Source organism: Paenibacillus baekrokdamisoli, assembly GCF_003945345.1.
GTDB classification, from domain to species: domain Bacteria; phylum Bacillota; class Bacilli; order Paenibacillales; family Paenibacillaceae; genus Paenibacillus_Z; species Paenibacillus_Z baekrokdamisoli.
Window position 1 is genome coordinate 7,043,246 of the sequence record NZ_AP019308.1, and the last position, 25,553, is coordinate 7,068,798.

General features: G+C 47.8%; 18 protein-coding genes. 11 read left to right on the forward strand and 7 right to left on the reverse strand.

Annotated features, from left to right (window positions below; genetic code table 11):
* The first annotated feature begins 147 nt into the window (after positions 1 to 147).
* Entirely contained in the window at positions 148 to 2,274 is a 2,127-nt protein-coding gene (locus EKN16_RS31140) for a putative bifunctional diguanylate cyclase/phosphodiesterase (protein ID WP_125665422.1), read from the forward strand.
* 106 nt (positions 2,275 to 2,380) lie between these two features.
* Here EKN16_RS31140 and EKN16_RS31145 read toward each other — a convergent pair whose 3' ends face one another.
* From EKN16_RS31145 to EKN16_RS31160, 4 genes are all read right to left on the reverse strand, one after another.
* Positions 2,381 to 3,211: a hypothetical protein gene (locus EKN16_RS31145; RefSeq protein ID WP_125665424.1), complete on the reverse strand. Its 831-nt coding sequence runs from the start codon at positions 3,209 to 3,211 to the stop codon at positions 2,381 to 2,383.
* 179 nt (positions 3,212 to 3,390) lie between these two features.
* A complete protein-coding gene (locus EKN16_RS31150) occupies positions 3,391 to 4,029 on the reverse strand; it encodes a metal-dependent hydrolase (RefSeq protein ID WP_125665426.1) in 639 nt (212 codons plus the stop codon).
* Between the two features lie 210 nt (positions 4,030 to 4,239).
* Positions 4,240 to 5,277 (reverse strand): ribonucleotide-diphosphate reductase subunit beta, encoded by a 1,038-nt coding sequence (locus EKN16_RS31155; RefSeq protein ID WP_125665428.1) that lies wholly within the window; start codon positions 5,275 to 5,277, stop codon positions 4,240 to 4,242.
* 164 nt (positions 5,278 to 5,441) lie between these two features.
* Positions 5,442 to 7,667: a ribonucleoside-diphosphate reductase subunit alpha gene (locus tag EKN16_RS31160; RefSeq protein WP_125665430.1), complete on the reverse strand. Its 2,226-nt coding sequence runs from the start codon at positions 7,665 to 7,667 to the stop codon at positions 5,442 to 5,444.
* 437 nt (positions 7,668 to 8,104) lie between these two features.
* On the opposite strand from EKN16_RS31160, the gene EKN16_RS31165 reads away from it, so the two are divergent.
* The 8 genes from EKN16_RS31165 (at position 8,105) to EKN16_RS31195 (ending at position 20,547) form a co-directional block, all read left to right on the forward strand.
* On the forward strand, positions 8,105 to 9,694 hold the full coding sequence (locus EKN16_RS31165; RefSeq protein WP_232016117.1) for a copper resistance CopC/CopD family protein: 1,590 nt from the start codon (positions 8,105 to 8,107) through the stop codon (positions 9,692 to 9,694).
* The gene (locus EKN16_RS31170) at positions 9,694 to 10,590 is read left to right on the forward strand and encodes a sensor histidine kinase (protein ID WP_232016118.1); all 897 of its coding nucleotides are present in this window, start codon (positions 9,694 to 9,696) and stop codon (positions 10,588 to 10,590) included. Before EKN16_RS31165 ends, EKN16_RS31170 begins: the two co-directional genes overlap by 1 nt.
* Before the next feature lie 2 nt (positions 10,591 to 10,592).
* Positions 10,593 to 11,357, forward strand: coding sequence for a response regulator (locus tag EKN16_RS31175; protein ID WP_125666865.1), 765 nt, complete (start codon positions 10,593 to 10,595; stop codon positions 11,355 to 11,357).
* 143 nt (positions 11,358 to 11,500) lie between these two features.
* Positions 11,501 to 12,124, forward strand: a complete 624-nt coding sequence (locus tag EKN16_RS31180; RefSeq protein ID WP_125665432.1) for a YcnI family copper-binding membrane protein — start codon at positions 11,501 to 11,503, stop codon at positions 12,122 to 12,124.
* Positions 12,125 to 12,668: 544 nt separating this feature from the next.
* On the forward strand, positions 12,669 to 13,700 hold the full coding sequence (gene pheS / locus EKN16_RS31185; protein ID WP_125666867.1) for a phenylalanine--tRNA ligase subunit alpha: 1,032 nt from the start codon (positions 12,669 to 12,671) through the stop codon (positions 13,698 to 13,700).
* A gap of 15 nt (positions 13,701 to 13,715) precedes the next feature.
* Positions 13,716 to 16,160, forward strand: a complete 2,445-nt coding sequence (gene pheT / locus EKN16_RS31190) for a phenylalanine--tRNA ligase subunit beta (RefSeq protein ID WP_125665434.1) — start codon at positions 13,716 to 13,718, stop codon at positions 16,158 to 16,160.
* Between the two features lie 163 nt (positions 16,161 to 16,323).
* On the forward strand, positions 16,324 to 16,506 hold the full coding sequence (locus EKN16_RS32575) for a hypothetical protein (protein WP_164523068.1): 183 nt from the start codon (positions 16,324 to 16,326) through the stop codon (positions 16,504 to 16,506).
* Positions 16,507 to 16,674: 168 nt separating this feature from the next.
* A complete protein-coding gene (locus tag EKN16_RS31195) occupies positions 16,675 to 20,547 on the forward strand; it encodes a hypothetical protein (RefSeq protein ID WP_125665436.1) in 3,873 nt (1,290 codons plus the stop codon).
* Positions 20,548 to 20,597: 50 nt separating this feature from the next.
* Here EKN16_RS31195 and EKN16_RS31200 read toward each other — a convergent pair whose 3' ends face one another.
* The 3 genes from EKN16_RS31200 to EKN16_RS31210 form a co-directional block, all read right to left on the reverse strand.
* Positions 20,598 to 21,275, reverse strand: coding sequence for an SDR family NAD(P)-dependent oxidoreductase (locus tag EKN16_RS31200; RefSeq protein WP_125665438.1), 678 nt, complete (start codon positions 21,273 to 21,275; stop codon positions 20,598 to 20,600).
* Between the two features lie 253 nt (positions 21,276 to 21,528).
* Positions 21,529 to 21,909 carry a cupredoxin domain-containing protein gene (locus EKN16_RS31205; protein WP_125665440.1) on the reverse strand — a complete coding sequence of 127 codons (381 nt, stop codon included), beginning with the start codon at positions 21,907 to 21,909 and terminating at the stop codon, positions 21,529 to 21,531.
* Positions 21,910 to 22,140: 231 nt separating this feature from the next.
* Positions 22,141 to 22,512 (reverse strand): phage holin family protein, encoded by a 372-nt coding sequence (locus EKN16_RS31210; protein ID WP_125665442.1) that lies wholly within the window; start codon positions 22,510 to 22,512, stop codon positions 22,141 to 22,143.
* Between the two features lie 212 nt (positions 22,513 to 22,724).
* On the opposite strand from EKN16_RS31210, the gene EKN16_RS31215 reads away from it, so the two are divergent.
* Both EKN16_RS31215 and EKN16_RS31220 read left to right on the forward strand, forming a co-directional pair.
* Positions 22,725 to 25,085, forward strand: coding sequence for an endonuclease MutS2 (locus EKN16_RS31215; protein WP_125665444.1), 2,361 nt, complete (start codon positions 22,725 to 22,727; stop codon positions 25,083 to 25,085).
* 13 nt (positions 25,086 to 25,098) lie between these two features.
* Positions 25,099 to 25,518, forward strand: coding sequence for a DUF350 domain-containing protein (locus tag EKN16_RS31220; protein ID WP_125665446.1), 420 nt, complete (start codon positions 25,099 to 25,101; stop codon positions 25,516 to 25,518).
* Positions 25,519 to 25,553: the final 35 nt, after the last annotated feature.

Below are 25,553 nucleotides of genomic sequence, written 5' to 3' on the forward strand. Positions count from 1 at the left end.
TACTATTACTATTATATCAGAGTTTTTTTCATGTAAGAGAAGTGGAATTTTGTGAATTGTAACAACGAGATGAATGTTGTTGTTTCTAAATAATATACATAGGTAGCAAGCGGACGTCAGACGGCTTTCCTGCTGAAGGGGGACACCATGTCAATTAACAGAGCGGAAAAAATTACGATATGGATAGCCTTCATCGCCATTCTCACCTTTATTCTCATGAGAATCCTACATCCCGTACTGTATCAAACCATCCCAAATCATGCTTACCTTTTTATACATTCCGGAATCGAATTTATCAGCTTTGCCGTAAGCTTTACAATGCTTGTACTGGGTTGGTTATTTTTCGTCAAGTCACTCTCCCGTCAGCGGCTCTTAACGGCAGCGCTTTTTAGCATCGTTGGCCTATTCGATATGCTTCATGCATTAACGATGGAGGGAATGCCATTCTTCCGCTTTGTCGGGGATACGACATTATCGCTATTATTTGCGATAACGGGGCAGTTAATCGGTTCCGTAGGTCTTTTCTTTATTTTTCGCAAAAGTGACCAGCCAATCTCGGCAGGAAGACGGCTGCCTGTTGTCTCCGCCGCGCTGGGCTTTGGCTGGCTGTTAGCTGGTTTATATTTCTCGCTTGCCGAATGGCCTTCGATTTATCTTCTAACTGGTCAGCCGCTAGTATATATGCTTACAACGGTAGAGACTGTAATTATTGTTGCCTATATGCTAACAATCGGTACCATTATGTATCGCAACCGCAATGAGCAGCCTCAGGCACTATTAACCATTATCCAGTCGCTTGTATTCTTCCTACTTGCTAACCTTCAGTTCGTCCTCAGCTCGAATTTACATGATACCGACATGCTGATGGGTCATATTTATAAGCTTGCTGGTTATTATTTCCTCATGAAGGGCATCTATTTCGTTACGATTGAAGAACCATTCAAGGAACAGAAACGCTCAGAGTCTCGCATTAACTTTTTGGCTTATCACGATGATCTGACAGGTCTTTCGAATCGTCGCTTGCTAACAGAACGCTTGAATGCCGAGATCCAGTTAGCGAAGCAGCAGGATAATCAGCTAGCTATTTTTCTGCTCGATATTGATCGTTTCAAGACCATTAATGATGCACTCGGTCACACCTTTGGTGATCAAATGCTTCAGGCTGTATCACAGCGGCTTCGTCATGCCGTAGGGAAGCCGGATCATTTATTCCGAATGGGTGGTGACGAGTTTGTTATTCTACTTCCGGAGATAGAAGCAGCAGAAGAGAACGCGGCTCAAAAGCATGCCCAATCCTTGATGGGACTCTTCGACGCTCCGTTCGTGCTTGGCGAAGCGGAGTATCATGTAACAATAAGTTTAGGGATTTCCTTCTATCCTCGGGATGGGGAAAGTGTGGATTTGCTTCTTAAGAATGCGGATACCGCGATGTACAGCGCTAAAGTTCACCGGAATGAATTCTCAAGCTATACGCCGGATATGAATATGAAGGCCCATGACCGACTGCGACTTGAAAGTGATTTGCGGCGTGCTCTTGAGCAAGAGCAGTTCATGCTTGCTTACCAGCCGCTGGTCAATTTGCAGACTGGCAAGGTTGTCGGTGTGGAGGCATTGGTCCGCTGGCATCATCCCCTGCGAGGTCTTCTTCCTCCAGGAGAGTTCATTCCCCTAACGGAAGAGAATGGGCTTATCCTGCCGCTTGGAGAATGGGTGCTTCGTGCAGCCTGCTTGCAGAACAAAGCCTGGCAGGATGCAGGGATGACGCCAATCATGATGTCGGTGAACTTATCCATGCGTCAATTCCGTCAGCATCAATTAGTCGATCGCATCAAGTCAATTTTGGAACAGACCGGTATGGAGCCTCGTTATTTGGAATTGGAAATTACCGAAAGCATGACAAGTGATGTGGAATTTGCTACTGAAACCTTGGCCAGCTTAAAGAAGCTTGGGGTTCAGATTAGTATCGATGATTTTGGCACAGGATATAGCTCACTCGTATATTTGAAAAGGCTGCCGATTGATAAGCTGAAGATTGATCGTTCATTTGTCAATGAATTAACGGAGAATGGCAGCGATGCAGCAATCGTGACTACGATCACCTCAATGGCTAAGCATTTGAAGCTGAAAGTAACAGCCGAGGGTGTGGAGAATGATGAACAACTTCATTTCCTTCGTGAACATAACTGTGAAGAAGCACAAGGGTATTATTTCACGAAACCTATACCGGCCAATCTGTTTGAGAATTGGTACAGACACCGTAATCAAATCGCTTAACGAACAGGCATCAAACGAAATACATACGTTCTAATTTGCGAATATGAAAGGGAGCTTCCTAAAAACAGCCAATGACTGTTTTAGGAAGCTCCCTTTCGTTGTACAATTACTGATGTCCGACATCTTTATAAGCTTTCAAAGCAAGTGTGACACCCTCATACATGGGAAGCAGCGTCTTATTGATCCATTTGTACTCGACATGTTCATGAACTGCTTTTGCTGTATTAATCATTAGGTCACCCTGAACATAGGATGCACTCACTTGATTGTTCAATTCTACAGATGAAACGGTTTGGGTGATACTGATCGTAACTAAAAAGCAAGCTGTTACATACACGCCTATGCGTCTCACCACGTGGAAGATAGAAGTACCATTATCTCTATGAATGCGTCTGCGCCTTACACTTTGTCTCCAAATTAGTGTTGCTGTAAGAAGTACAATGAGGATGCCAGCTATAATTAGTTCACTGCGGAACGAGATTGGGAGTCTGTATAAAGAAGGCAACGCGTACAGTAAGGCTCCAATCGTTAGTGTTTGAATCGGTACAACAAGCTCTACTTCTGATGCACTCCGACGTTTCGTCCGATTGGCCGGCTCATAGGCGTTGGTAGTTCTCATCCGAATGATTTCTATGAGACGCGGGACCGAGAACACGGCGATGGCTATCGCTGGTAAAGCAATCAAAGGAATGAAAAGAAGCAGGCTATCCCCTAAAGAGGGCATACCGTAGAAATACCTATACACGATTAGAGCCAGTTTCGTTATCGCCAATACACCAATACCGGCGAGTAAGGTGAAGTTGAATCTGGCAGCGCGACGCAAGTGCTTAATTGTTTTGCTGTATGCAAGGCTCCCTGCCACGTGACCAGCAAATAGAGAAAGGACTAAAAATGTAACCGCAACGATTGCGTTAATGATAAGTATACTTTCAGACATTACTTTATCCCCCGTTCAAACGACCTACATTTATTTTATCTGGGAGAGACTTCTTCGTTAATTGGCCGCAGTCTAGTTTATAAGCCGGACTTAAGTCCAGAATTTTCCCCGCCTCCGGCACGCATGGATGTTGTCCAGTGATCTCATTGTACCACGGATAAATGAAAGAGAGATTAAAATCATAATTTAATTGATTTCTTATAGAGCGGGTAGAGCCATTTGACGCCGGCTGGAGTCACTGTATCGGCAACCAGATGAGAGAGATAGCCGATAAAAGAGACGTTCATCAAGCCTTCAACTTGAAGCTGATTTTGCAAGCCATAGCCAAGGCTTCCCCAAATTACAGCTGCCCATATAGTATGTGTCATTCCTCTATGCTTTAGCCAGGGTGCCCATGCCGTAAATAAACCAAATCCCATTAACCAACCCCACTGCCAGTAGAAGCCCGCATAAATGATTCCCAGACCAATGATGCTGACTAACGTGTTGCGTATCACGCCTTCTTTTGTAATAAAGCCGATCAAGAAAATCATAACCGCTACCGAAGTTAATGTTAGATCAAAGAAGTCGCGTACGAAGTAAAGATATAAGGCGGTTAGAGCTAGTGTGATGCCGCCCCACAATAGAAGCTCTCGAAGCAGTTTAGATACCTTGCTGATTTTGCTGCTGAGTATACTTGTACCATCGAGGTCAGCGCTCAAGGCGGAGAAAGCAGCGACACTTACGTACAATGCGGCATTTGACAGGGTGAACGGATAGTAGGCGGCCGCAGCGATACCAATCGCAGTGCCGATAGCAAGATGTGTAGAGCCTTTCATGACATACCTCCCAAGAATGAAGCAAACGTACGTTTGCCTATTCGATTATACCTAGATCGTTATCAAGGGACAAGCATGACCATACATTTCCTACTATATGCACCCTTTACGTTTGATAGTAGTAAGCAAAAAAGCCTAATTCCATTTAAGGAATCAGGCTTTTGAGGAGTGGGCTAAAAGATTAGCCCAAGAATGTTGTCTGATGACGGCTTATAGGTCGCCCCAGTTCAGGTTGGATGACTTACTGTAGTTGGTTACCTTTTGCTCAAAGAAGTCGGTTTTCATTCCATTCATATTGCTGAAGCTCTCTACCCATTTCATAGGATGCTCAACAACCTCTGGGAATAGAATTTCGAGATTAAGTTTTTTCAAGCGCTCATTGGATAGGAACTTGATGTACTGGTCGATGATCTCGTTCGTAATTCCTGGAATTTGATTGTTCGTAATATATTGACCCCACTCGATTTCATGCTCTACCGCAGTACGCATCATTTGACGGAGTTCTTCAACAAGCACGGGGGTAAACAATTCTGGATTCTCTTTGCGAACTTCACGGAAGATCCCTTGGAACAAGGCGAGATGCGTTAATTCATCGCGCTGAATATATTTGATCTCGGAGACCGTACCGAGCATTTTGCCTTGACGACCAAGGGCATAGAAGAAGCTAAAGCCGCTATAGAAGTATATCCCTTCGAGAATGTAGTTGGCCATAATCGTCTTAATTAGATTCTGTGAGGAAGGATTGGCAATGAAATTCTCGTATAGATCAGTAATGAAACGATTCCGCTTGAGCAGGTTTTTATCCTCGCGCCACAAATTGTAGATTTGATCCCTAACGTCTGCTTGGCAAACGCTGTCGAGGATATACGAGTAGGATTGGCTGTGTACGGCTTCTTGGAAAGTATGCACGGTTAGGCATAGGTTAACCTCTGGAGCCGTTATATACTCGTTTACGTTAGGGAGGTTAGCTGTTTGCAGGGAATCTAGAAAGATGAGAAAGCTAATAATTTTATCGTAGCTGTTACGCTCGGAGAGCGACAGGTTTTTGTAGTCTTTAGCGTCCTGCGATAGAGGAATTTCTTCTGGAATCCAGAAGTTATTCATCATATTGCGGTACATTTTAGTAGCCCAGTCGTATTTGACATTATTGAGCTCGATCAGGTTGGTCGTATTTCCGCCGATCATACGACGTTTTCCCCAGTCGCGATCGCCATCCTCATTAAATAGCTTTTTCTTTTGCAGTTCCATCGACTTCATTCCTCCTATTGATAACCATTCTCATGGAAAAAGCGGCTGACGCCCTTACGACAAGCAGCGATTAAGTATTCTACTGCTTATCGCATTGACGCCAAAGTTGGCTTCAAATATCTGTTATCTCTTTTGTACTAATGGGGCATAAAAACTGCAGCGCTTTACGCGCTGCAGCTTACACAATCGTCAACTTCTAAGCTCTTGTTCCGGCAATAGTAAACGGTTTTTAGGCCATTCTCCCAAGCAGCCACGTATAGATCCATGAATTGCTTAGCTGTGTATTCAGGCGTGATATATAGATTAAACGATTGCGCTTGGTCGATGTGGCGTTGGCGGCGACCCGCTGCGCGGATGCTCCAAAGCTGATCAATATGATGGGCTTCTTTATAGAACCAGAATGTCTCATCATTTAGATTCGGCGCGGTTTGTGGAATGACGGCGTTCTTCTTCTCTTCAACGAAGAATTTGTTGAAGATTGGATCGATTCCAGCTGTCGAGCCTGCAATAAGCGAAGTGGAGGCTGTTGGTGCGATAGCGAACATCCATGCATTGCGGACGCCGTTCTCGGCTACATCCTTCTTCAGTTTCTGCCAGTGATCGGATTCATAACCGCGTGAATCGAAAAATTCGCCGGTATGCCATTCACTGCCTTCAAATACGCGGTAAGCGCCTTTTTCTTTGGCGATTTCCATGGAAGCTTTAATTGCACAATAACTAATCCATTCGTACAGCTCATCGGCTTGATCCAGATGCTCCTCGGATTCCCAAGCGATGCCATTGAGGGCGAGCCATTGATGATAACCGCTTGTACCAAGACCGACCGCGCGGTATTTCTGATTCGTGATCGCAGCTTGCGGGATTGGGTAATGGTTCAAGTCGATAACATTATCCATCATCCGCATTTGGCAGGTGACCACTTCCTCAATTTCCTCACGAGACCGCGTACGGCCAAGGTTGAGGGAGGACAGGTTACAAACGACATAGTCGCCGCTTTTGACTTGCGTAGTGATCATGCCGTCCTCATGTGTTGTTGACACAAATTCAGTTGGACTCATGTTCTGACAAATCTCAGTACAAAGGTTGGAGCAATAGATGATACCTTTATGTTTATTCGGATTCGCACGGTTAACCGTATCACGGAAGAATACGAATGGCGTTCCGGTTTCGAATGAGCTGGTAAGAATACGTTTCATAATATCAAGAGCAGGTACTTCATCACGGGAGAGTGTCGGATGATTCAAGCACTCTTCATAACGGCTTTCCCATTCTTCGCCCCATGAATCTTCAAGCGCCCAGCCCATCGTAGTGCGAACCTCATGCGGATCGAACAAATACCAGCTGTCACGCTCCTGCACTTTACGCATGAACAAATCAGGAATGCACACGCCTGGGAAGATATCATGGGCCTTCATGCGATCGTCGCCATTGTTAGTCTTCAGGTTCAGGAAGTCGAGAACATCCTTATGCCAAACATCGAGGTAAACGGCAACTGCACCGGAACGAACGCCGAGCTGATCAACCGCAACCGCTGTATTGTTATAATTCTTAATCCAAGGCACGACGCCGCCTGCAACACCTTTATAACCACGGATGTTGGAGCCACGGCTGCGAACTTTACCAATATAGATACCCATGCCGCCGCCAAATTTGGATACTTGGGCGAAGCTGGAGTCGACATTGTAAATCCCCCAGAGATTATCTGGAACCGTATCGATGAAGCAGCTTGAAAGCTGGTGGAATGGCTTGCGTGCATTGGCAAGTGTAGGTGTGGCAACTGTCATTTGAAGACGGCTAAGCACATCGTAGAACTTGCGAGCCCAGCCTAGCTTGTCCTCTTCTTTCATGGCCAGATGCATCGCTACGCCCATGAATAATTCTTGAGGCAGTTCCAGTACGTCGCCATTAAAGCTCTTGATTAGGTAGCGATCGGCAAGTGTCTTGAGGCCGATATAGTTGAACAAGTAGTCACGCTCAGGAACGATGTAATTACCAAGCTCACGAATTTCATCGCGGGAGTAATGCTCCATTATGTATTTACCGTATAAGCCTTTATCGGTCAAGTACGTAATGAGGGAGTAGAAATCACCGTAGCCGAAGTAACCGTATTTGCGATTAATTGCGGACTCTTTATAGAGATCGTACACGAGCAGCTTGGCAGCAACGTATTGCCAGTTTGGCTGTTCGATGCTTGTTTTTTCAACCGCTACTTGGGTGAGTGTACGTTGGATTTCTTTAGTCGTGATGTTGTTGCGGAAGTACGGAAGCAATGCCGTTTCGAGCTCGAGGGGATCGCAATCGTTGTAACCAACGCAGGAGAAATCAATGACTTTCTTAAGCTTAGAGAAAATAAGTTCTTCTTTCTGACCGTTCCTCTTAATTATATCCACGAGCAGAGCCACTCCTTGTCGAAGGGCGTCGTCTGACAACCCTTAATACACAATATGTTGATAGCACTTACCTAAATTACACCAATATATAGTGGGTGTCAAGCCATATGATTCGACAATGGGAGGGTGAAAAGTGGACGAATTAAGCTATGAAAAACAGATGAAAACGTGTAGGTACAGGCTATTTTAACGTCTGATAAGACTAACATGGATGCGATGGAATTGGAATAAAAAAGTAGGCTTCTTCTAAAAAGTTCGCAATATTGTTATTGGTATATCTCGACTCCTTTTAGTAAACTAAGGCTTGAGCTTATCCGTCGAATTCCAACCTGCAAGGCCATGCTTCGAAATGAGAGGACGTATATCGTAATATGATGAAAATATATGAATCGATTCATACACATGCGCGAAGGCTCTCCTTGATGGGAGTCTTTATCATGATGATCGTGATGCTGGCAAGTAACCCAGGAGTCGCGAGTGCACATGCGACTCTGGAGAGCTCGATACCTGAGGCTAACACGCAAATGGATGCCAGTCCAGCTGCTATTGTGCTTAATTTCAATGAAGCCATTGAGGCTAAGCTTGGATCGGTTGAGGTGCTGGATAGTAAATCAAATCCCGTTACGAATAATAAGCCTGTCGTCAGTAATGGCAGCCAGACGCTGAAGCTGGATCTGCCGAAGTTGAAGGAGGGTTTATATACCGTCTCCTATCAAATTATATCGGTTGACGGCCATCCAGTTAGCGGGTCGTATATCTTTGTCGTAGGGAATCCCCCTGAAGGGATTGATGCATCAGCATTTAATCCGCACAAGGAGCTCGGTCATGAAGGCCACACGGTTTCAACGCAGCTGACGACGAATCAGTTTATCATTTATGCGGTGCGAACTGTTTACTATGCTTCATTGCTCTTCTCAGCTGGCATCATGTTCTGGTCCTTGCTATCTAGGGGACGCATTGATGCCCTTGCGGCTGTCCTGCGTAAATATGAACTGCTCGCTATGCGTTCCTTAATGATAAGCGCACTTCTCTATGTATTCGTACATGCTCGTGAGATCATGTCGGGGTATGCGGGTAACGAGTACGGTCGACTGTTCTTTTCTACATCTGTAGGAAGAGATTGGATTGTCTTGCTTGTGCTCGCTATTCTTGGTTTTCTTGCCATTCGGATGGGTAAGGCTGTGAAGGCAGTTTGGGCAGTGATCATACTTGGATTGGAAAGCTGGAGCGGTCATGCCGTCGTGTACAAGCCTGAGGCCGCAACGGTTTCGTTGGATTTCATCCATCTGGCTGCCTCATCCATCTGGGTAGGCGGATTCGTGCTGCTCTTAGCGCTTTGGATTAGCGATAGGAAAGAAGCAGGAAGATTCGCTGTTCAGTTCTCACGCGCAGCCCTGATTTCCTTAGCTGCTCTTGTTATTAGCGGCGTTGCTATGACATTGCTGTTCCTGCCATCGCTAAATTATCTGTTTTATACGGCATGGGGAACGCTATTACTCGTGAAAACAGGATTGGTTCTGCTTGTATTCGTCTTCGGTGGTTTGCTTCATCTTCGGGTCCGACGAGGTGATATGCCAACGCTGTCGCTATTGCGTGTAGATGGCTTGCTGATGGCACTTATCATCATCGTTGCTGCGCTCTTCACCTATATTAGTCCGCTGCCGGTCAACGAGCCTGTTGCCTATCACAAAATGGGCGAAGATATGCACTTGTCCTTGCGCATTACACCGAATAAGCCAGGTGTGAATAAATTTGTCGTTAAAGTATGGCTGCCTGATAAGGTCGGCGCCCCTAAGTCGGTTATTCTTCGTTTGCGTTCAGATGATCGGAAGGAGCTTGGACCGATCGATATCCCGCTAAAAACTTTCGAAGATACGGAAATTACGACTTTCGATGGTTATGTTAAAGAGGCTTATACGGCTGAGGGTCCTTATGTTCCTTTTGCCGGACGATGGACAGCTGAGATTCGGGTTATGACCAAGAATGATGACGAGAAAGTGGAGCGTTATCCATTCCGGAACTACTAATGGATAGGGTGGTGAAAGGGAACGGGATGCCGTACAAGCGGATAAAATGGTTCATTTTGTGGACGCCAACCTTGACGATTGCGCTCTGGGAATACATTCGGCATACTTTTCTATTGCCTTATATATCAATGGATCTCGGCAATGTCTTGGCTCCTGTCATCGTGCTGACAGTAACCATGACCCTCGTTCAGAAGTTGTTTCACTTACTTGAGCAAACAAACGATTCGCTTCAGCGTGAACGGCTCGTTAAGGCTGCTTTACTGGAACGAGAGCAGCTGGCACGGGAACTGCATGATGGGATATCACAATCGCTGTTTCTGCTGTCTGTTAAGCTCGACAAACTTGAGCATACAGAGGACCTTGAGAGTATTCAAGCGACAGCTCAGCAAATTAGGAAAACAGTCAAGCATGTGTATGACGATGTAAGGCAATCTATTGCGGGGCTGCAAAGTGAGCCGTCGATGACTGAGATGCAGTGGATGCAGGCTGTGACCGAGATGGCTGCTGAGATTCGTCTTGGGGGCTTGCAGGTTGAGCTCGATTGGCAGCTAACGGAGACGCATCTTACAAGCAAAGAAAAGATCGAGCTGTTAGCCATTGTAAGAGAGGCTATGCTGAATGTCCGCAAACATGCTCATGCCTCACGTCTTTGCATTCAGGCTGTTCCCGAAGTAGAAAGTACGGTCGAGGAAGGGTTCCACTGTACCATTACAGACGATGGGATAGGTGCAGATGAACAGCTTCTTGAGGCCAAGGGGCGCTATGGGGTCAGAATGATGAGGGATCGAGCTCAAGCAATGGGCTGGAAATTTGACGTTCAAAATCAAAATCATAGAATCGACGATAAAAGGGTAGGAACTGTTGTATCCGTTAGGAAAGAAGGTCGGGTTGTATGAGTATGACGGAACAAATTCGGGTACTGCTTGCTGACGATCATCCGCATGGACGAGAAGGTATGCGTGAAATCGTGGGTATGGATGCCTCCTTTATCATCATAGGAGAAGCGGAGAATGGCGAGCAGGCTACGGTGATGGCTGCTGAGCTTCGGCCGCAGTTGATATTGATGGACATTAATATGCCAGTCATGAACGGCATGGAAGCGACACAGATGATCAAAACGATAGACCCGCAGATTAAAATCATCATGGTGACCGTTTCGGATGATATCTCCGATTTATTCGAAGCGATCAAGCGGGGAGCACAGGGGTATCTGCTAAAGAATCTTTCACCTTCGGCATGGCTTGAATATTTGCGCGCTGTGGCCGTTGATGAGGCACCGCTTTCTAAGGAGCTCGCTTTTCGGATGCTGCAGGAATTTAATAGCGGAAGAAACGAGCAGGTTAAGACGGATGCGAGTCACTCGGATAAAGGTAAGAAAGCGAAGATTCCAGCTGCAGCTCTTCCATTAAATGCCGGTAGTGATCTGACTATTCCTACATCTAACAACTCGGCAGGGCTTGGGAAAACTCCGCTTACTCAGCGGGAACGGGAAGTATTGGAGCAGGTAGCTGCAGGACATTCGAATCGTCAAATTGCTGAAGCATTCATGATCTCCGAGCACACGATAAAAAACCATCTCAAAAATATTTTGCAAAAGCTACATCTCGATAATCGTGTGCAGCTTACCCGTTATGCGCTGGAGAAGGGACTGCTGGACAAGTAGACTCGTTCTTCACATTATTGACACACTGTATAGCCCTATGGAGTCATGGCAATCACATTTGCTGGGGCTATACTAAGTCCCGACGGATAAGTGGTGCAACGATATCGCAATTGCAAAGCGCAATTGTCTGGAGGGATTATACGATGAAAAAAATGAAAAATTGGTCTATGGTATTGGTTACGGCTTTATCGTTGTTCTTGTTTGCTGGATTGGCTAGTGCGCATGTGACCGTACAGCCGGCGCAAACAACGCAGGGAGGCTATGAAGTCTTTACGGTTCGTGTTCCTAGTGAAGCGGAGAAGGTTACCACTACGAGCGTTAAAGTGACCGTGCCAGATGGTATTAAAGTAAGCCGTGTGCAGCCGAAGGCGGGCTGGAAATATGAGCTTGAGAAGAACAGTGACGGTGCGATTACGACGATTACTTGGACAACCGAAGGCGCAGGACTTAGCCAAACGGAATTCGATGAGTTTCGGGTATCGGGTAAAGTTGCGGATGATGCGAAGGAGCTTACTTGGAAGGCTTACCAAACCTACAGCGACAAATCAGTTGTGGAATGGACAGGGGCACCAGATTCTGAGCATCCTGCATCCGTAACAACGGTTGCAGCTGGTACAGGAGATAGCGATCATCACGGCGGGACGGCTGCCGCTCCTACAGAAACGACAACTAGCAGCAGTGACAAATTGCCGCTTGTTCTCTCCATTATCGCGCTTGTATTGGGTGCTGCTGGCCTGATCGCTGCTCTTGCACGTAAGAAACGCTAGACGATAAAGATAGATGAATGGGAACCCAAACAGGTCATTTTGAAGAGGAAATCTTCAGAATGACCTGTTTTAATGGGCTGATAGCTGTAAAATGGAACTCGAAAGAACACTTTTTTATTAAAAAGCTGTCATTTTCCGCGTCAAAGCTTGCGAACTGGTCTTATAATTATTTATAATAATACTCATATACATAACGCGATGAGGAAGAAAAGTACACAGTGCTTTCTTACAGGGAGAAGATGCCGTAGATTGAGAGCATCTTTACGAAATCAGGCTGTCGAAGTTCGCTTCCGAGCAGGCTCTTGAAGACATACGCTTACGGGCGGTATGGGGTAGGGAGTACCGGTCTTCCGGCCGATATCCGGAACATGAGGAATTACGTGTGTGAAGCCGTAATTCGAATTAGGGTGGTACCACGGTCTTTCGTCCCTTTCGGGGAGAAAGGCCTTTTTTTATTGAAATTTAACCGTATCTTATTTCTTGAAACAACGAAAAAAGGATGGCGATAGCCAGTTCTTTTAGAGCACAGAAGGGAATGGGTAGAATGAAAGAGCGTTTAGAAGCACTGCGGACAGAAGCGTTACAGGAGCTGCAGCAGGTAGAGAGTCCACAGCAGTTGAATGACCTTCGAATTAAGTATTTGGGCAAGAAAGGTGCACTGACCGAGATTTTGCGCGGGATGGGTGCACTTAGCGCTGAAGAGCGTCCAGTTATCGGTCAAGTCGGCAACGACGTACGAGCTGCAATTGAGGAAGTCATAGAAACGAAGCAATCCGCTTTCCAAGCGGCCGAAACGGCAAATCGCCTTCTTGCGGAAACGATCGATATTACATTGCCGGGAAAACAGCTTCCGACCGGAGCTGTGCATTCTCTGAATAAAGTAACGCAAGAAATTGAAGATATTTTCATCGGATTAGGGTACACCGTTGCGGAAGGACCTGAGGTAGAGACCGATTACTTTAACTTTGAAGCGCTGAATCTACCCAAGGATCATCCCGCGCGCGACATGCAGGATTCCTTTTATATTACAGATGAAATTCTGATGCGTACGCAGACTTCACCCGTTCAGATCCGCACGATGAAAGCCATGAATGGTAAACCTGTTAAGGTTATATGTCCAGGTAAAGTGTATCGGCGCGATGATGATGATGCTACACATTCCTTTCAATTTAACCAGATCGAAGGACTGGTCGTTGGACCTAACATTCGGATGAGCGACCTGAAGGGTACACTGCTGGAATTCGTACAGCTGATGTTCGGCAAGCAGGCACAAATTCGTTTGCGTCCGAGCTTCTTCCCTTTCACTGAACCAAGTGCGGAAGTTGATGTGACCTGTGCACAATGCGGCGGATCCGGCTGTAAGATGTGCAAGCAAACGGGCTGGTTAGAGATTCTTGGATGCGGCATGGTCCATCCTCGTGTTTTGGAAATGGGCGGCTATGATCCGAACGAAGTGAGTGGTTTTGCTTTTGGTATGGGTGTAGAGCGTATTGCACTGCTTAAGTATGGCATTGATGACATCCGTCATTTTTATACGAACGATCTGCGCTTCCTAAGCCAGTTTGTCCGAATGTAGAGGGAGGCAAAGACAATGAATGTTTCTTATAAATGGTTAAATGAATATATTGATTTGAGCGGCTTCACCGGCGAGAAGCTAGCAGAGCTAATGACAAGCGGCGGTATCGAGATTGACGTTGTAGAATCACGTAATAAGGGTGTTACTGGCGTCGTAGTCGGTCACGTGTTGACGAAGGAGAAGCACCCTGATGCTGATAAGCTGAGTGTGTGTACGGTAGATGTTGGAGCGAGCGAGCCGCTTCAAATTGTCTGCGGCGCGAAGAATGTAGCGGCTGGCTTGCTTGTTCCAGTTGCGGTAATCGGCGCAATATTGCCAGGTGACTTCGCCATTAAACGGGCAAAGCTTCGCGGTGTTGAGTCACAAGGGATGATTTGTTCGGCTAAAGAGCTTGGAATCAATGAGAAGCTTCTGCCGAAAGAGCAGCAGGAAGGTATCCTAGTACTTCCGGAAGGAACGCCAATCGGCAAATCGATTCTGGATGTACTTGCTATTGAGGATGAGGTGCTGGAGCTTGATTTGACACCGAACCGTTCGGATTGTTTAAGCATGCTGGGTGTTGCTTATGAAGTCGGTGCACTTACTGGCCGTACGGTTAAGCTTCCTGAGAACCGAGTGAGTGATTCGTCTGAGCAAGCTTCTGGGCATATTTCCGTTCGCATCGATGCCAAGGATCAGTGCTCGCACTATGCGGCCCGTTATATTAAAGGCGTTCAAGTAGGTCCTGCACCGCAATGGATGCAGAACCGTCTAATCGCTGCTGGCATTCGTCCAATCAACAATGTTGTAGACATTACGAACTTTGTTCTACTTGAATATGGACAACCGCTGCATGCCTTTGATGCGGATAAAGTTGAAGGTGGCCGAATTGTTGTAAGATTGGCAAAAGAAGGCGAAACTTTGCTAACGCTTGACGATCAAGAGCGTAAGCTTGAGCCCAATATGCTTGTTATTACGAATGGTGAGCAGCCGATTGCGCTTGCGGGTGTAATGGGCGGGGCGAGCACAGAGGTAACAGCTTCCACAGTTAATATCTTATTGGAATCCGCTCGCTTTGAAGGGGCATCGGTTCGTAAAACTTCTCGTCAAGTTGGGCTGCGCTCGGAATCGAGCATTCGTTTTGAGAAGGGCGTTGACCCTGCTCGCGTTATACCTGCTCTTGATCGGGCTGCTTCCCTGCTTGCGAGCTATGCCAGTGGACTTGTTCTTGATGGTATCGTGGAGGAAATTGCTTCGATACAAGAGCCAGCTGTTGTCAGTGTTTCACTTGATAAAATCAATCGTTACCTTGGAACAGAGCTATCCAAGCTGGAAGCGGAAACGATCTTCGGCCGTCTACAATTCCCGTTCGAATTGTCTGGCGATGGTGTATTTACGGTGAAGGTGCCTTCCAGACGCGGCGATATTACTAGAGATGTGGACCTAATTGAAGAAGTAGCCCGTCTATATGGCTATGATAATATCCCAACTACAGCTATTGAAGGGGCGACGACTCCAGGAGCTTTGACGAAGCCGCAAGCGATTCGCCGTGAGCTGCGTAAGCGTCTAACCGATGCTGGTTTGCATGAGGTCATCAATTATTCCTTCACGCACCCGAATCGGACGAAGCTGTTCCCTGCTCTTGCCGATGCTTCGGTTCTGCCTGTACGACTCTCTCTTCCGATGAGCGAGGATCGCAGTGTGCTGCGTACAAGCTTGCTGCCACAGCTGCTTGAGACGGCTGCTTACAATCACAATCGTAAAAATGATGACGTTGCGATTTTTGAAATCGGGAGCGTCTTCCATACCGATGAAGAGGTATTAACCCGCCTGCCTCGCGAGAAGCACCGTTTGGCGGTGTTATTGACAGGTAATCGAATTGCAGCCAGCTGGAATCGTAAGGCGGAAGCTGTAGACTTTTATGATATAAAAGGAATTCTGGAAACCGTGGGAGAAATGCTCGGAGTTAGCAGTTTGCTCCATTATGTCGCAGCTCAGCCAGAGCATATGCACTCAGGACGTACAGCTGCTGTTGAAATGGATACTGAGCGCGGCCCTATAACCATTGGCTATATCGGTCAATTGCATCCGACGCTGCAGATTGAGAATGATCTGAACGATGTTTATGTGCTTGAGATTGAGCTTGCTCCATTGTATGATGCAGCGAGTCTCCAAATCGAGTACAAGGCGCTTCCGCGTTACCCAGCTATGCAGCGGGATATTGCCGTTGTGCTTGCTCGTGAGGTTGAAGCTGGTAAGCTGCTGGATACCGTCAAGGAAACAGCTGGCGAGCTGCTTGAGTCTGTTCAGGTGTTCGACATCTACACGGGAGAGAAGCTTGGCACGGATAAGAAAAGCGTAGCTTTATCTCTTATCTACCGCCATCCAGAGCGTACATTGACGGATGAAGAAGTGACAGAGCTGCATAGCGTAGTTGTAACAAAATTGGAACAATCTTTTGCCGCAGAATTGCGTAAATAGGCAGGAGATATATATAGCCGCATCGAATAAGTTCCTTGCGAACCGATATCGATGCGGCTTTTATGACTTTATATGGTTGATTATCCCTTTTATCGGTTCAAATGGACTACTTATGACTTAAGAAAAAGGTTTGACATTAAAAAACACTTGATAAATTCGAAGCATGGTGCGTAGAAGGCCGCTGCGCGGACGGATCATTCTTACGATCGCTGTTGTCTCCCTATTTCTTGATTCTATCCCTTTAGGGGTAGAAATAAGGAGACAAAGGCGAACGCTATCGCTTCTTCAGAACGATTCCGTCCGCTTCGCTTTTGTTTCGTCATGGCAAGCACTGATTATGGTTTAGAGCCTGAAAAAAATGTACATTATTACTTCCGAAGTAGTTCTTGCTTGATGATGTCGAAATTCAGCTGCGTCAGGCAAAGCCATTTTTATAGTCGTTTTTGCTTGGTTGTAACTTATTTTCTGGCCCATCAAGCAGGGCCGCGCAATAACTTTTAGGAGGAAATGCCTCATGGATGCTGCCGAACGGACACGTGTCACGGTTGATATATACGGTAACCAATTTAAGCTGACAGGGCATAACAACCCTGATTATATTAAACGGATTGCTGCTTTAGTTGATGAGAATATGAAGAAACTGGCCAAAGGGTATCCTAGGCTGGATTTGCCCAAAATCGCAGTTCTTGCCGCTGTGCATATGGCGGAGGATGCTCTTCGTCTCAATCGGGAGAATGAGCAGATGCATGCGACCGAGGAGAGATGCAAGGCTGCAGTCGCTGAGCTTGAGCAGGCGATGGTTCTTGTTGAATCGCTTCGCGAGGAGCTGATCGGGAACCGAGAGAATGCGGAAGCGGAGCTTGCTCTGGAGCGAGAGCTGGCCCGAGATGAATTGGAGCGGACAAGCGCTGGATTGCAAGGACGCCTAGAGCGAGCGGTGATCGAAGCGGAGGAGCTTCTCTCTGGTGAGAGAGAAGCAGCACTTGCCGAGCTTGCGAGCTTGCGCGAGATGCATGATGCGGAGCGGGAGAGCGAGAGAGCTGCGGCGATTGCAGAGCTTGCGAGCTTGCGTGAGAAGCAAGATGCAGAGCGAGAGAGCGAGAGAGCTGCGGCGAGTGCAGAGCTTGTGAGCTTGCGTGAGATGCATGATGCACAGCGAGAGAGCGAGAGAGCTGCGGCAAGTGCAGAGCTTGCACGCGTGACAGCGGAGCGGGAGAATGAGCAGGAAGCGGCGAGAGCAGAGCTTGCACGTGTGACAGTGGAGCGGGAGATCGAGCAGGAAGCAGCAAGCGCAGAGCTTGCGCGTGTGGCAGCGGAGCGTGAGAATGAGCAGGAAGCGGCGAGTGCAGAGCTAGCGCGTTTGACAGCGGAGCGTGAGAACGAGCAGGAAGCGGCAAGAGCAGAGCTAGCGCGTTTGACAGCGGAGCTGAATGAGGAGCGGGAGAGCGAGCGTGAAGCTGCGCGTCTGGAGCTCGAGCGCGTGCTTACTGAGCTTAGTGAGGAGCGGGAGCTTGCACTTGTGGAGCTTGAGGAGGTGCGTGGTGAACTAAACACGAAGCTTCAAGCGGAGCGGGAAGCTTCGTGTTTAGAACTGGAACGGGTGCTTGATGAGCAGAATAAGGAACGCGAGCTGGCATTGGCAGAGCTCGAGCGGGTTCGTAGCGAGCTAAATGTAGAGCTTGAAAGCGAGCGTGAAAAGGCGCGGCTCGAGCTCGAACGTGTACAAAGTGAGCAAAGCGAGGAGCGAGAGGTCGCTTTTGCGGGTCTGGAGCGATTGCGCAATGAGCTTCATGCGGAGCTTGATAGTGAGCGTGAAGCTGCTCGCATTGAATTAGAGCGATTGCAAGCCGAGCAGCTTGCAGAGCTTGCAGCTGCGAAAGCCCAGATGGATGATGTCCAGGCTGAGCGGGATCAAGAGCGTGAAGCGGCAATAGCGGAGTTGGAACGTGTACGCAGCGAGTTGACTGGCGAGCGGGAGCGGGAGCGTGAAGCTTCTCGTCTGGAACTAGAGCGCGTCGTTGCCGAGCAAAATGCAGAGCGGACTGCCTCGAAGGTTGAGCTTGATTACGTGTTAAGCGAGATGGATCAAGAGCGTGAAGCAGCGGTATTGGAGCTGGAACGTGTTCGCGAGAGCGATCGCGAAGAAGCACGCTTAGAGACGGAGCGCGTAATCGCAGAGCTTGGTATGGAGCGTCAGAAAGAGCGCGAAGCAGCAAGCGCAGAAACGGAGCGGCTGCTCGCGGAGCTTGGCATGGAGCGTGAGTATGAGCGCGAAGCAGCACGGGCAGAAACGGAGCGGCTACTCGCGGAGCTTGGTATGGAGCGTGAGAATGAGCGCGAAGCGGCACGGGCAGAAACGGAGCGACTACTCGCGGAGCTTGGAATGGAGCGTCAGAATGATCGTGAAGCGGCACGTGTAGAACTTGTGCGCATACAAACGGAGCATGGTACAGAGCTTGATGCAACAAGACTTGAGCTGGAACGTTTACTAAGCCAAATGCAAGCTGAACTTGAAAGCACGCGTATGGAGCAATTGAGCGAGCGCGAAGCGGCTAACGCTAAGCTGGAGCAAGCTCGTGCTGAGCTGAATGCGGAGCTTGAACTGGAGCGTGAGCTTCAGGTCATTGCTTCGGCTGAAGCTGGTACCGCGCTGGAAGCGGCGCGCGAGAGTGAACGCGAAGCGGCGAAGGCAGAGCTGGAGCGAGTGCGAGCGAAGCTGGAAGCGGAGCAGGAGAGTGAACGCGAAGCGGCGAAGGCAGAGCTGGAACGAGTGCGAGCGGCGTTGGAAGCGGAGCACGAGAGTGAACGCGAAGCGGCGAAGGCAGAGCTGGAGCGAGTGCGAGCGAAGCTGGAAGCGGAGCAGGTGAGTGAACGCGAAGCGGCGAAGGCAGAGCTGGAACGAGTGCGAGCTGAGCTGGAAGCGGAGCAGGAGAGTGAACGCGAAGCAGCGAAGGCAGAGCTGGAGCGAGTGCGAGCAGCGCTGGAAGCGGAGCAGGAGAGTGGACGCGAAGCAGCGAAGGCAGAGCTAGAACGAGTACAGTCAGAGCTAGGTGCGGAGCTGGAGCTGGAACGCGATCTCCAGGTGCTTGCTGCCGAAGAGGCACGAGATCAACAGGAGCGTATTCGCAAGGAGTTGCAGCTGCAGCTTGTGGAAACACGCAATTCAGCCGAAACGGAACGGGAGCGACTACGTCTTGAAGCTCATGAACGATTTGAACATTTGCGTAGTGAATCTGAACGAGCTGCAGCGCAGGCTGCTGCTGCTGAAGAAAAGGTTACACAAGTGATTGAGGAGCTAGAGCTTCTTCGTTTGGAGGCTGATTCTGAACGGGATCGTATACGCGCTGAAGCCAAGGCATCTTTAGAACAAGTGCAAGAGAAAGCGCAATCCGAGCTCGAACAGGAGCGGCAAACCGCTCAAGCGTTATTGGAGCAAGCGCTGCAGGAGAACGAGGAGCAGACTGCCGCAATAACAGCCACATTCAAGCATGAACTGGAAGTACAAATTACAGCTAGTAAACAAGCTTATTCGGACGAGCTAAATCGTCGTATAGCAGATTGGAAGCAGGAACGTGCTCAGTTATCGGAACAGTTAGAGCAGCTAAGCAAGGAACAGGAATTGGTCCAAGGTCAGATTGCTGCTCAATTAGAGGAAGCAGAGCTAGCTGCAATGGAAGCTGCCGATCAGGAGGAGACGCTCCGAGCAGCGTTAGGTCGCCTTGAAAGTGACTTGGGTGAAAGGGAGAATGAAGCTCAGGACATCCAGCGTCAGTTTACCGAGCTGCGGCAGAAGGAAAATCGTCGTGCTCAAGCAATGGAGCAGCAAGAGAAGCAAATTACGGAGCTGCGCAATCGATTAAGTGAAACGCAGCGACTTGCTGAGGAAGCCAGCGAAGAGCAGCGCCATGTTGCAAAGCAGCGCGATCAGATGAAGGATCAGCTTGAGCAGCTAAAGGCAGAAACGGCCATTCTGAGTGAAAGGCTTCAATCAGCAGAAGATCGTTCAGCCGACCTGATGAACGAGGCTAAGTTCCAAATGGCTGAAGCAGAACGAGTGGGCTATGAGGCTTCAGAAGAAGCAGAACGCCTTGCTAATGAAGCCCTATCTGAGCTTGAACAGGCTAAACAGCAAGCAGCGGCTCATGCAGAGGCGGAGGCTGGAATGCTAGAGCAATTGCTGCTGAGTGAGCAGCAAACTAGCGAAGCACGGACGCGCGAGCAACAAATCAGTGAGCGTGTAGCGCAGTTGGAAGCCGAACTCGCCGAAGTAGAAGAGTTGAAAGCCCATCAAGCACAACTGCAAAACGAGTACGGAAAGCTCAAAATCGAATATGCTAAACTTCAAAATGAATATAATGAGTGGATCGAGCTGTTGGAGCAGGACTAAAAAAAAGAGCTGTACATTCAGTTGACTACTGAATGTACAGCTCTTTTCGCTTAATAGACAACGGTTGTACCGGTAGCTCCACCTTGCGGAAGTGAGGCAAGGCGAATGAGATCAGCCGTTACCACAGAGGGATCTTTTCCTGTTGCATGCATCTCTGTGCGCAGTGTGCCTGGATTATAACTGTTAGCTAGGATGTCGTAATCCAGCTCCTCATCAGCTGTCGTGCGAGTCAGTGATTCCAATCCTGCTTTGGCAGCGCTATAGGCGGCATAACCGCCTGCCCCGTTCCATGCCAGTCCTGAGGTGATATTAATAATACGACCATAGTGGGCCTGACGCATTAGCGGGAGCACTGCCTTTGTTAATAAGAAGGGACCGGTTAGGTTAATGGCGATTTGCCGGGTCCATTCTTCATAGGTGAGTTCAATCACTTGCCCGGGTTCAAATGAAGCGGCATTGTTAATGAGAATGTCAATACGTTCAAAGTTTTGTGCGATTGTTTCCATTGCTTGTTCTACCTGTTTAGGATCTGCGATATCCGTCGGCAGTACGAGCGATTGACCGATACCTTCCTGTGCAATCAGGGCAGCGGTTTCTTCAAGCTTAATTGTGCGGCGGCCCAGAAGGACAACATGAGCGCCCTCCTGAGCAAAAGCGATAGCTGTAGCCCTTCCAAGTCCAGTACCCGCGCCGCTGATTATGGCTGTTCTTCCGTCAAGAATACCCATTTAGCAGTCTCCTCATCCGTATCAATTTGTCTTTATAATTAGTTTAACAAAGACGTCTCTAATCAGGGAAGAGGCGGGCTATCAATCTTTCTTATACAATTTATAAGAAATAGCTCAAATTAGATCATTCGATTAGTTGTAGAACTGATTATTCGTTGGAGCTTCGACAGCTTCGCAACGGTACAGAAGTAAAATAAAGAACCCACCCCTGTATGAAACTACAGGAATGGGTTGGAAGTTAAGCTGTCTTCATTTACTCAACGACGAGCTTTGCGACCATTTTGGAGTGGCCTGTACCGCACATAATGCTGCATTTAAATTCATATTCTCCAGCTTTATCGATCTTAACAACAGTAGGTTTATCAGCATCAATCGTTTGGTCAAGATCTGGAATAATTATGCCATGAATACCATCGGGCGAATCCAAGGTGATTTTCGTTACTTCCCCTTTTTTGATCTTATATACAGGCTGGTCGAATTTATATCTCGTAGCTGTAATGACGATCTCTTTAGTGGCGGCTTCTCCGGTCACTTCTACGCCACCTTTTTTGGATGAATTATTGGTTGAACCGCAAGCAGCTAGAAGGAACACGGTAGCGGCTAACATGAGCATAAGAACTAGGCTCTTTTTCATTGAAAATATCCCCCTGATTGTTATAATATCGGTTAATAGCCTACCTATTATAGCGTAATTTGGATAAAATGACAGTGTCGAACTATAGAAACTCCTATGAACAATTCATGAACTTTAGTTAAAATCGGTTTATCATAAAAGAAAAACCGAGCTTCAGCGGAGGAAGCTCCGCTGAAGCTCGGTTCTCTGTAGCTCATATTCGATTAGGCGGTGATGAAACTATCACCCGTTCTAGTCATGGGCGCGTTTGCTATCGCTGCGTCCTGCCTCATAAGGCGTGCTGACAGGTATGAACAGGTCGATTATTCCGATGACCAGCGCGGCTAAGATAGCACCAAGCCAGGTTACAGAAACACCACCAACGATAAACTGAGCAATCCAGATGACAGCGGCGCTTGCGATAAAGCCCACAATTCCGCGACCAAATGGAGTTACCCGTTTACCAAAGATCCCTTCAATAATCCAGCCAAGCGCGGCAATGACCAGCGCGAGAAACAACGCGCTCCAGAAACCACCTACACTAAACTGAGGGACGATAAAACCGACGATCATTAGCACAATCGCTGAAACGACAAATCGAACTACGTGACCTAGAAAGTGCATGCTTAAACCTCCTTAGAATTCTCCGAGGGAATCGGCTCCAAACACGTCGGAAAAGCTGCTGCAGAAGAAGCGAGTGGTCGTTCATCCCTCCTGCGTATTTCCGCTGCAACAATTATTGTTACCTGCTTTTCATTAGTCATACATGGAACTTACAGCATGGCATACGTAAGAAGCTTCGGCTATAATAAGGAACGAGAGGGGTTGAACCTGTTTTGGATGACAAAATACTCCACACACTTGAATACGCGAAAATTGTATATAAATTGACTCAGCATGCTGCAACATCGCTTGGTAAGGCGGTTGCGGAAGCGGTTCGTCCGAGTTCGGATTTAGAGGAGGTCAAGCGTCTTCTCCAGGTAACAGACGAGGCCTATAAAGCCGATCGTCTAAAGGGCAGTGCGCCATTTGGCGGAATTGCAGATATTCGTGCTGCATTGCTTCGCTCACGCATCGGGGGGACGCTAAGCCCATCCGAATTGCTTGAAATTGCAGAGACGGTGCGAGGCTCAAGGCGGCTTAAGCGTCACGTTCTGCAGCTTCATGATGATGATGCAATCCCGATGCTGGCAGCGATGGCTGGACAGCTGACGGAGCATAAGACGCTCGAGGATGCTATCTTTAATTGCATTGATGAGCAGGCTGAAGTAATGGATAGCGCCAGCTCAGAGCTTGCTTCTATTCGCCGTGAGCTTCGTGCGGGCGGAGCCAGAGTGCGTGAGAAGCTTGAGCAGATGATTCGTTCTTCTTCCGTGCAGAAAATGCTTCAGGATGCCATTGTAACGATTCGGAACGATCGATATGTTATTCCGGTCAAACAGGAATATCGCTCCAGCTTTGGTGGTATTATTCATGATCAATCAGGATCAGGTGCAACTTTATTCATCGAGCCTGAAGCGATTGTTGTTATGAATAATAAGCTGCGTGAATTAAGACTGGCCGAAGTGCGAGAGATCGAGAAGATTTTACAGATACTTACGGCGCAAACCGCTGATTACGCGGAGGATTTACTCCTTGATGTTGATCAATTAGGTGAGCTTGATTTCGCATTCGCAAAGGGACGGTTGGCCCACCAAATGGGTGCTTCGCTTCCACGTATGAATGACAGAGGTTATCTGAAGCTGCGTCGTGGACGGCACCCGCTGCTTGCTCGTGAGCAGGTTGTCCCTATTGATGTAGAGCTTGGTAATGACTACACCACAATAATTGTTACAGGACCTAATACAGGCGGTAAGACGGTCTCCCTCAAGACAATTGGATTGCTAAGTCTGATGGCGATGACGGGCATGTTCGTTCCAGCAGAAGATGGAAGTCAGCTCTGTGTCTTTGATTCGATCTATGCCGATATCGGTGATGAGCAAAGCATCGAGCAGAATTTAAGTACATTTTCTAGCCATTTAACGAATATCATCCGCATATTAAACAATATGACGACAAAAAGCTTAGTGCTGTTAGATGAGCTCGGAGCGGGTACAGATCCTGCAGAGGGCTCAGCGCTTGCTATTGCCATGCTGGAGCATATGCATAAACTTGGGTGCCGAATTGTAGCAACTACGCATTATAGTGAGCTAAAGGCTTACGCTTATAATCGCAAAGGGGTCATTAATGCCAGTATGGAGTTTGATGTGCAGACACTAAGTCCAACTTACCGTTTGCTAGTGGGTGTTCCAGGGCGAAGTAATGCATTCGCAATTGCGGAGAGATTGGGCTTGCAAAAGTCCATTATTGACCATGCTCGCGGTGAGGTAAGCGAAGAGGATCTTCGTGTGGAGACAATGATCGCTTCCTTGGAGGAGAATCGGATCGGTGCCGAATCAGAGCGGCAGACAGCTGAAGCGCTGCGCAAAGAAATGGAAGCCCAGCAGATACGATTCGAAGCGGAACGCGAGCGTTTCAATGAACAACGCGAGAAGCTTATGTTTAAAGCACAGGAGGAAGCACGTGAAGCTATCGCGAAAGCTAGACGTGAAGCGGAGCAAATTATTGCTGAACTACGCCAACTGGCGAAAGAAGAGGGCGCATCGGTCAAAGATCACAAGCTAACCGAAGCTAAAAGAAAGCTTGATGAGGCGGCCCCTGCGGTGCAGAAGTCTGCGAAGACTGCCAAATCCAAAGCCGCCAAGCAGCAGCGCATTGAGAACGGCGATGAGGTAATGGTGTACAGCTTAGGCCAACGGGGTCACGTTGTGGAGCTTAATGGTAACGATGCGCTTGTGCAGCTTGGAATTTTGAAAATGAAGGTTTCCACTGGTGATTTGGAGCTGGTGAAGCGTGCTGAGACAACGCAGCAGCCGAAGCTTGCAGCAACCTTGAAGCGAACACGTGATGAACAGGTTCGGATGGAGCTGGATTTGCGAGGCGCTAATCTGGAAGAAGCCATCTTGGAAGTAGATCGTTTCTTAGATGAAGGGTTTCTTGCAGGACTTGGGCAAATTTATATCATTCATGGACATGGAACCGGTGTCCTAAGGACGGGGATCAGTGATTTCCTTCGCCGACATAAGCATGTGAAGAGCTACCGGCTTGGTAACTATGGAGAAGGCGGGACTGGTGTTACCATTGCTCAGCTAAAGTAAAGGGGATAGCAGGATGGAGCGCGAGGTAGATACTTTGCTCAGCAATCAATTTGCAGCATCGCTTGTCTATGTATCATTAGCGGTTCTTGCGCTAATCATCTTCCTATTTTTCTTTGAGTTCGTAACGCGTTATAACTGTTGGCAAGAGATCAAGAATGGCAATATGGCAGCTGCAATGGCAACTGGTGGCAAAATTTTTGGACTATGCAATATATTCAGATTTGCTATTCAAGCCAATGAGACGGTGTACCAAAGTATGACCTGGGCTACCTTTGGGTTTGCCATGCTGCTGACTGCCTATTTCTTGTTTGAGTTTTTGACCCCTGTTTTCCGAATTGATGATGAGATCAAGAAGGACAATCGGGCGGTAGGCTTTATCGCTATGATTATTTCTATAGCACTTTCCTATGTGATAGGTGCAACTCTTCACTAAAGTAAATATGGAAAGGATCGGGCCACAGCTGCTTA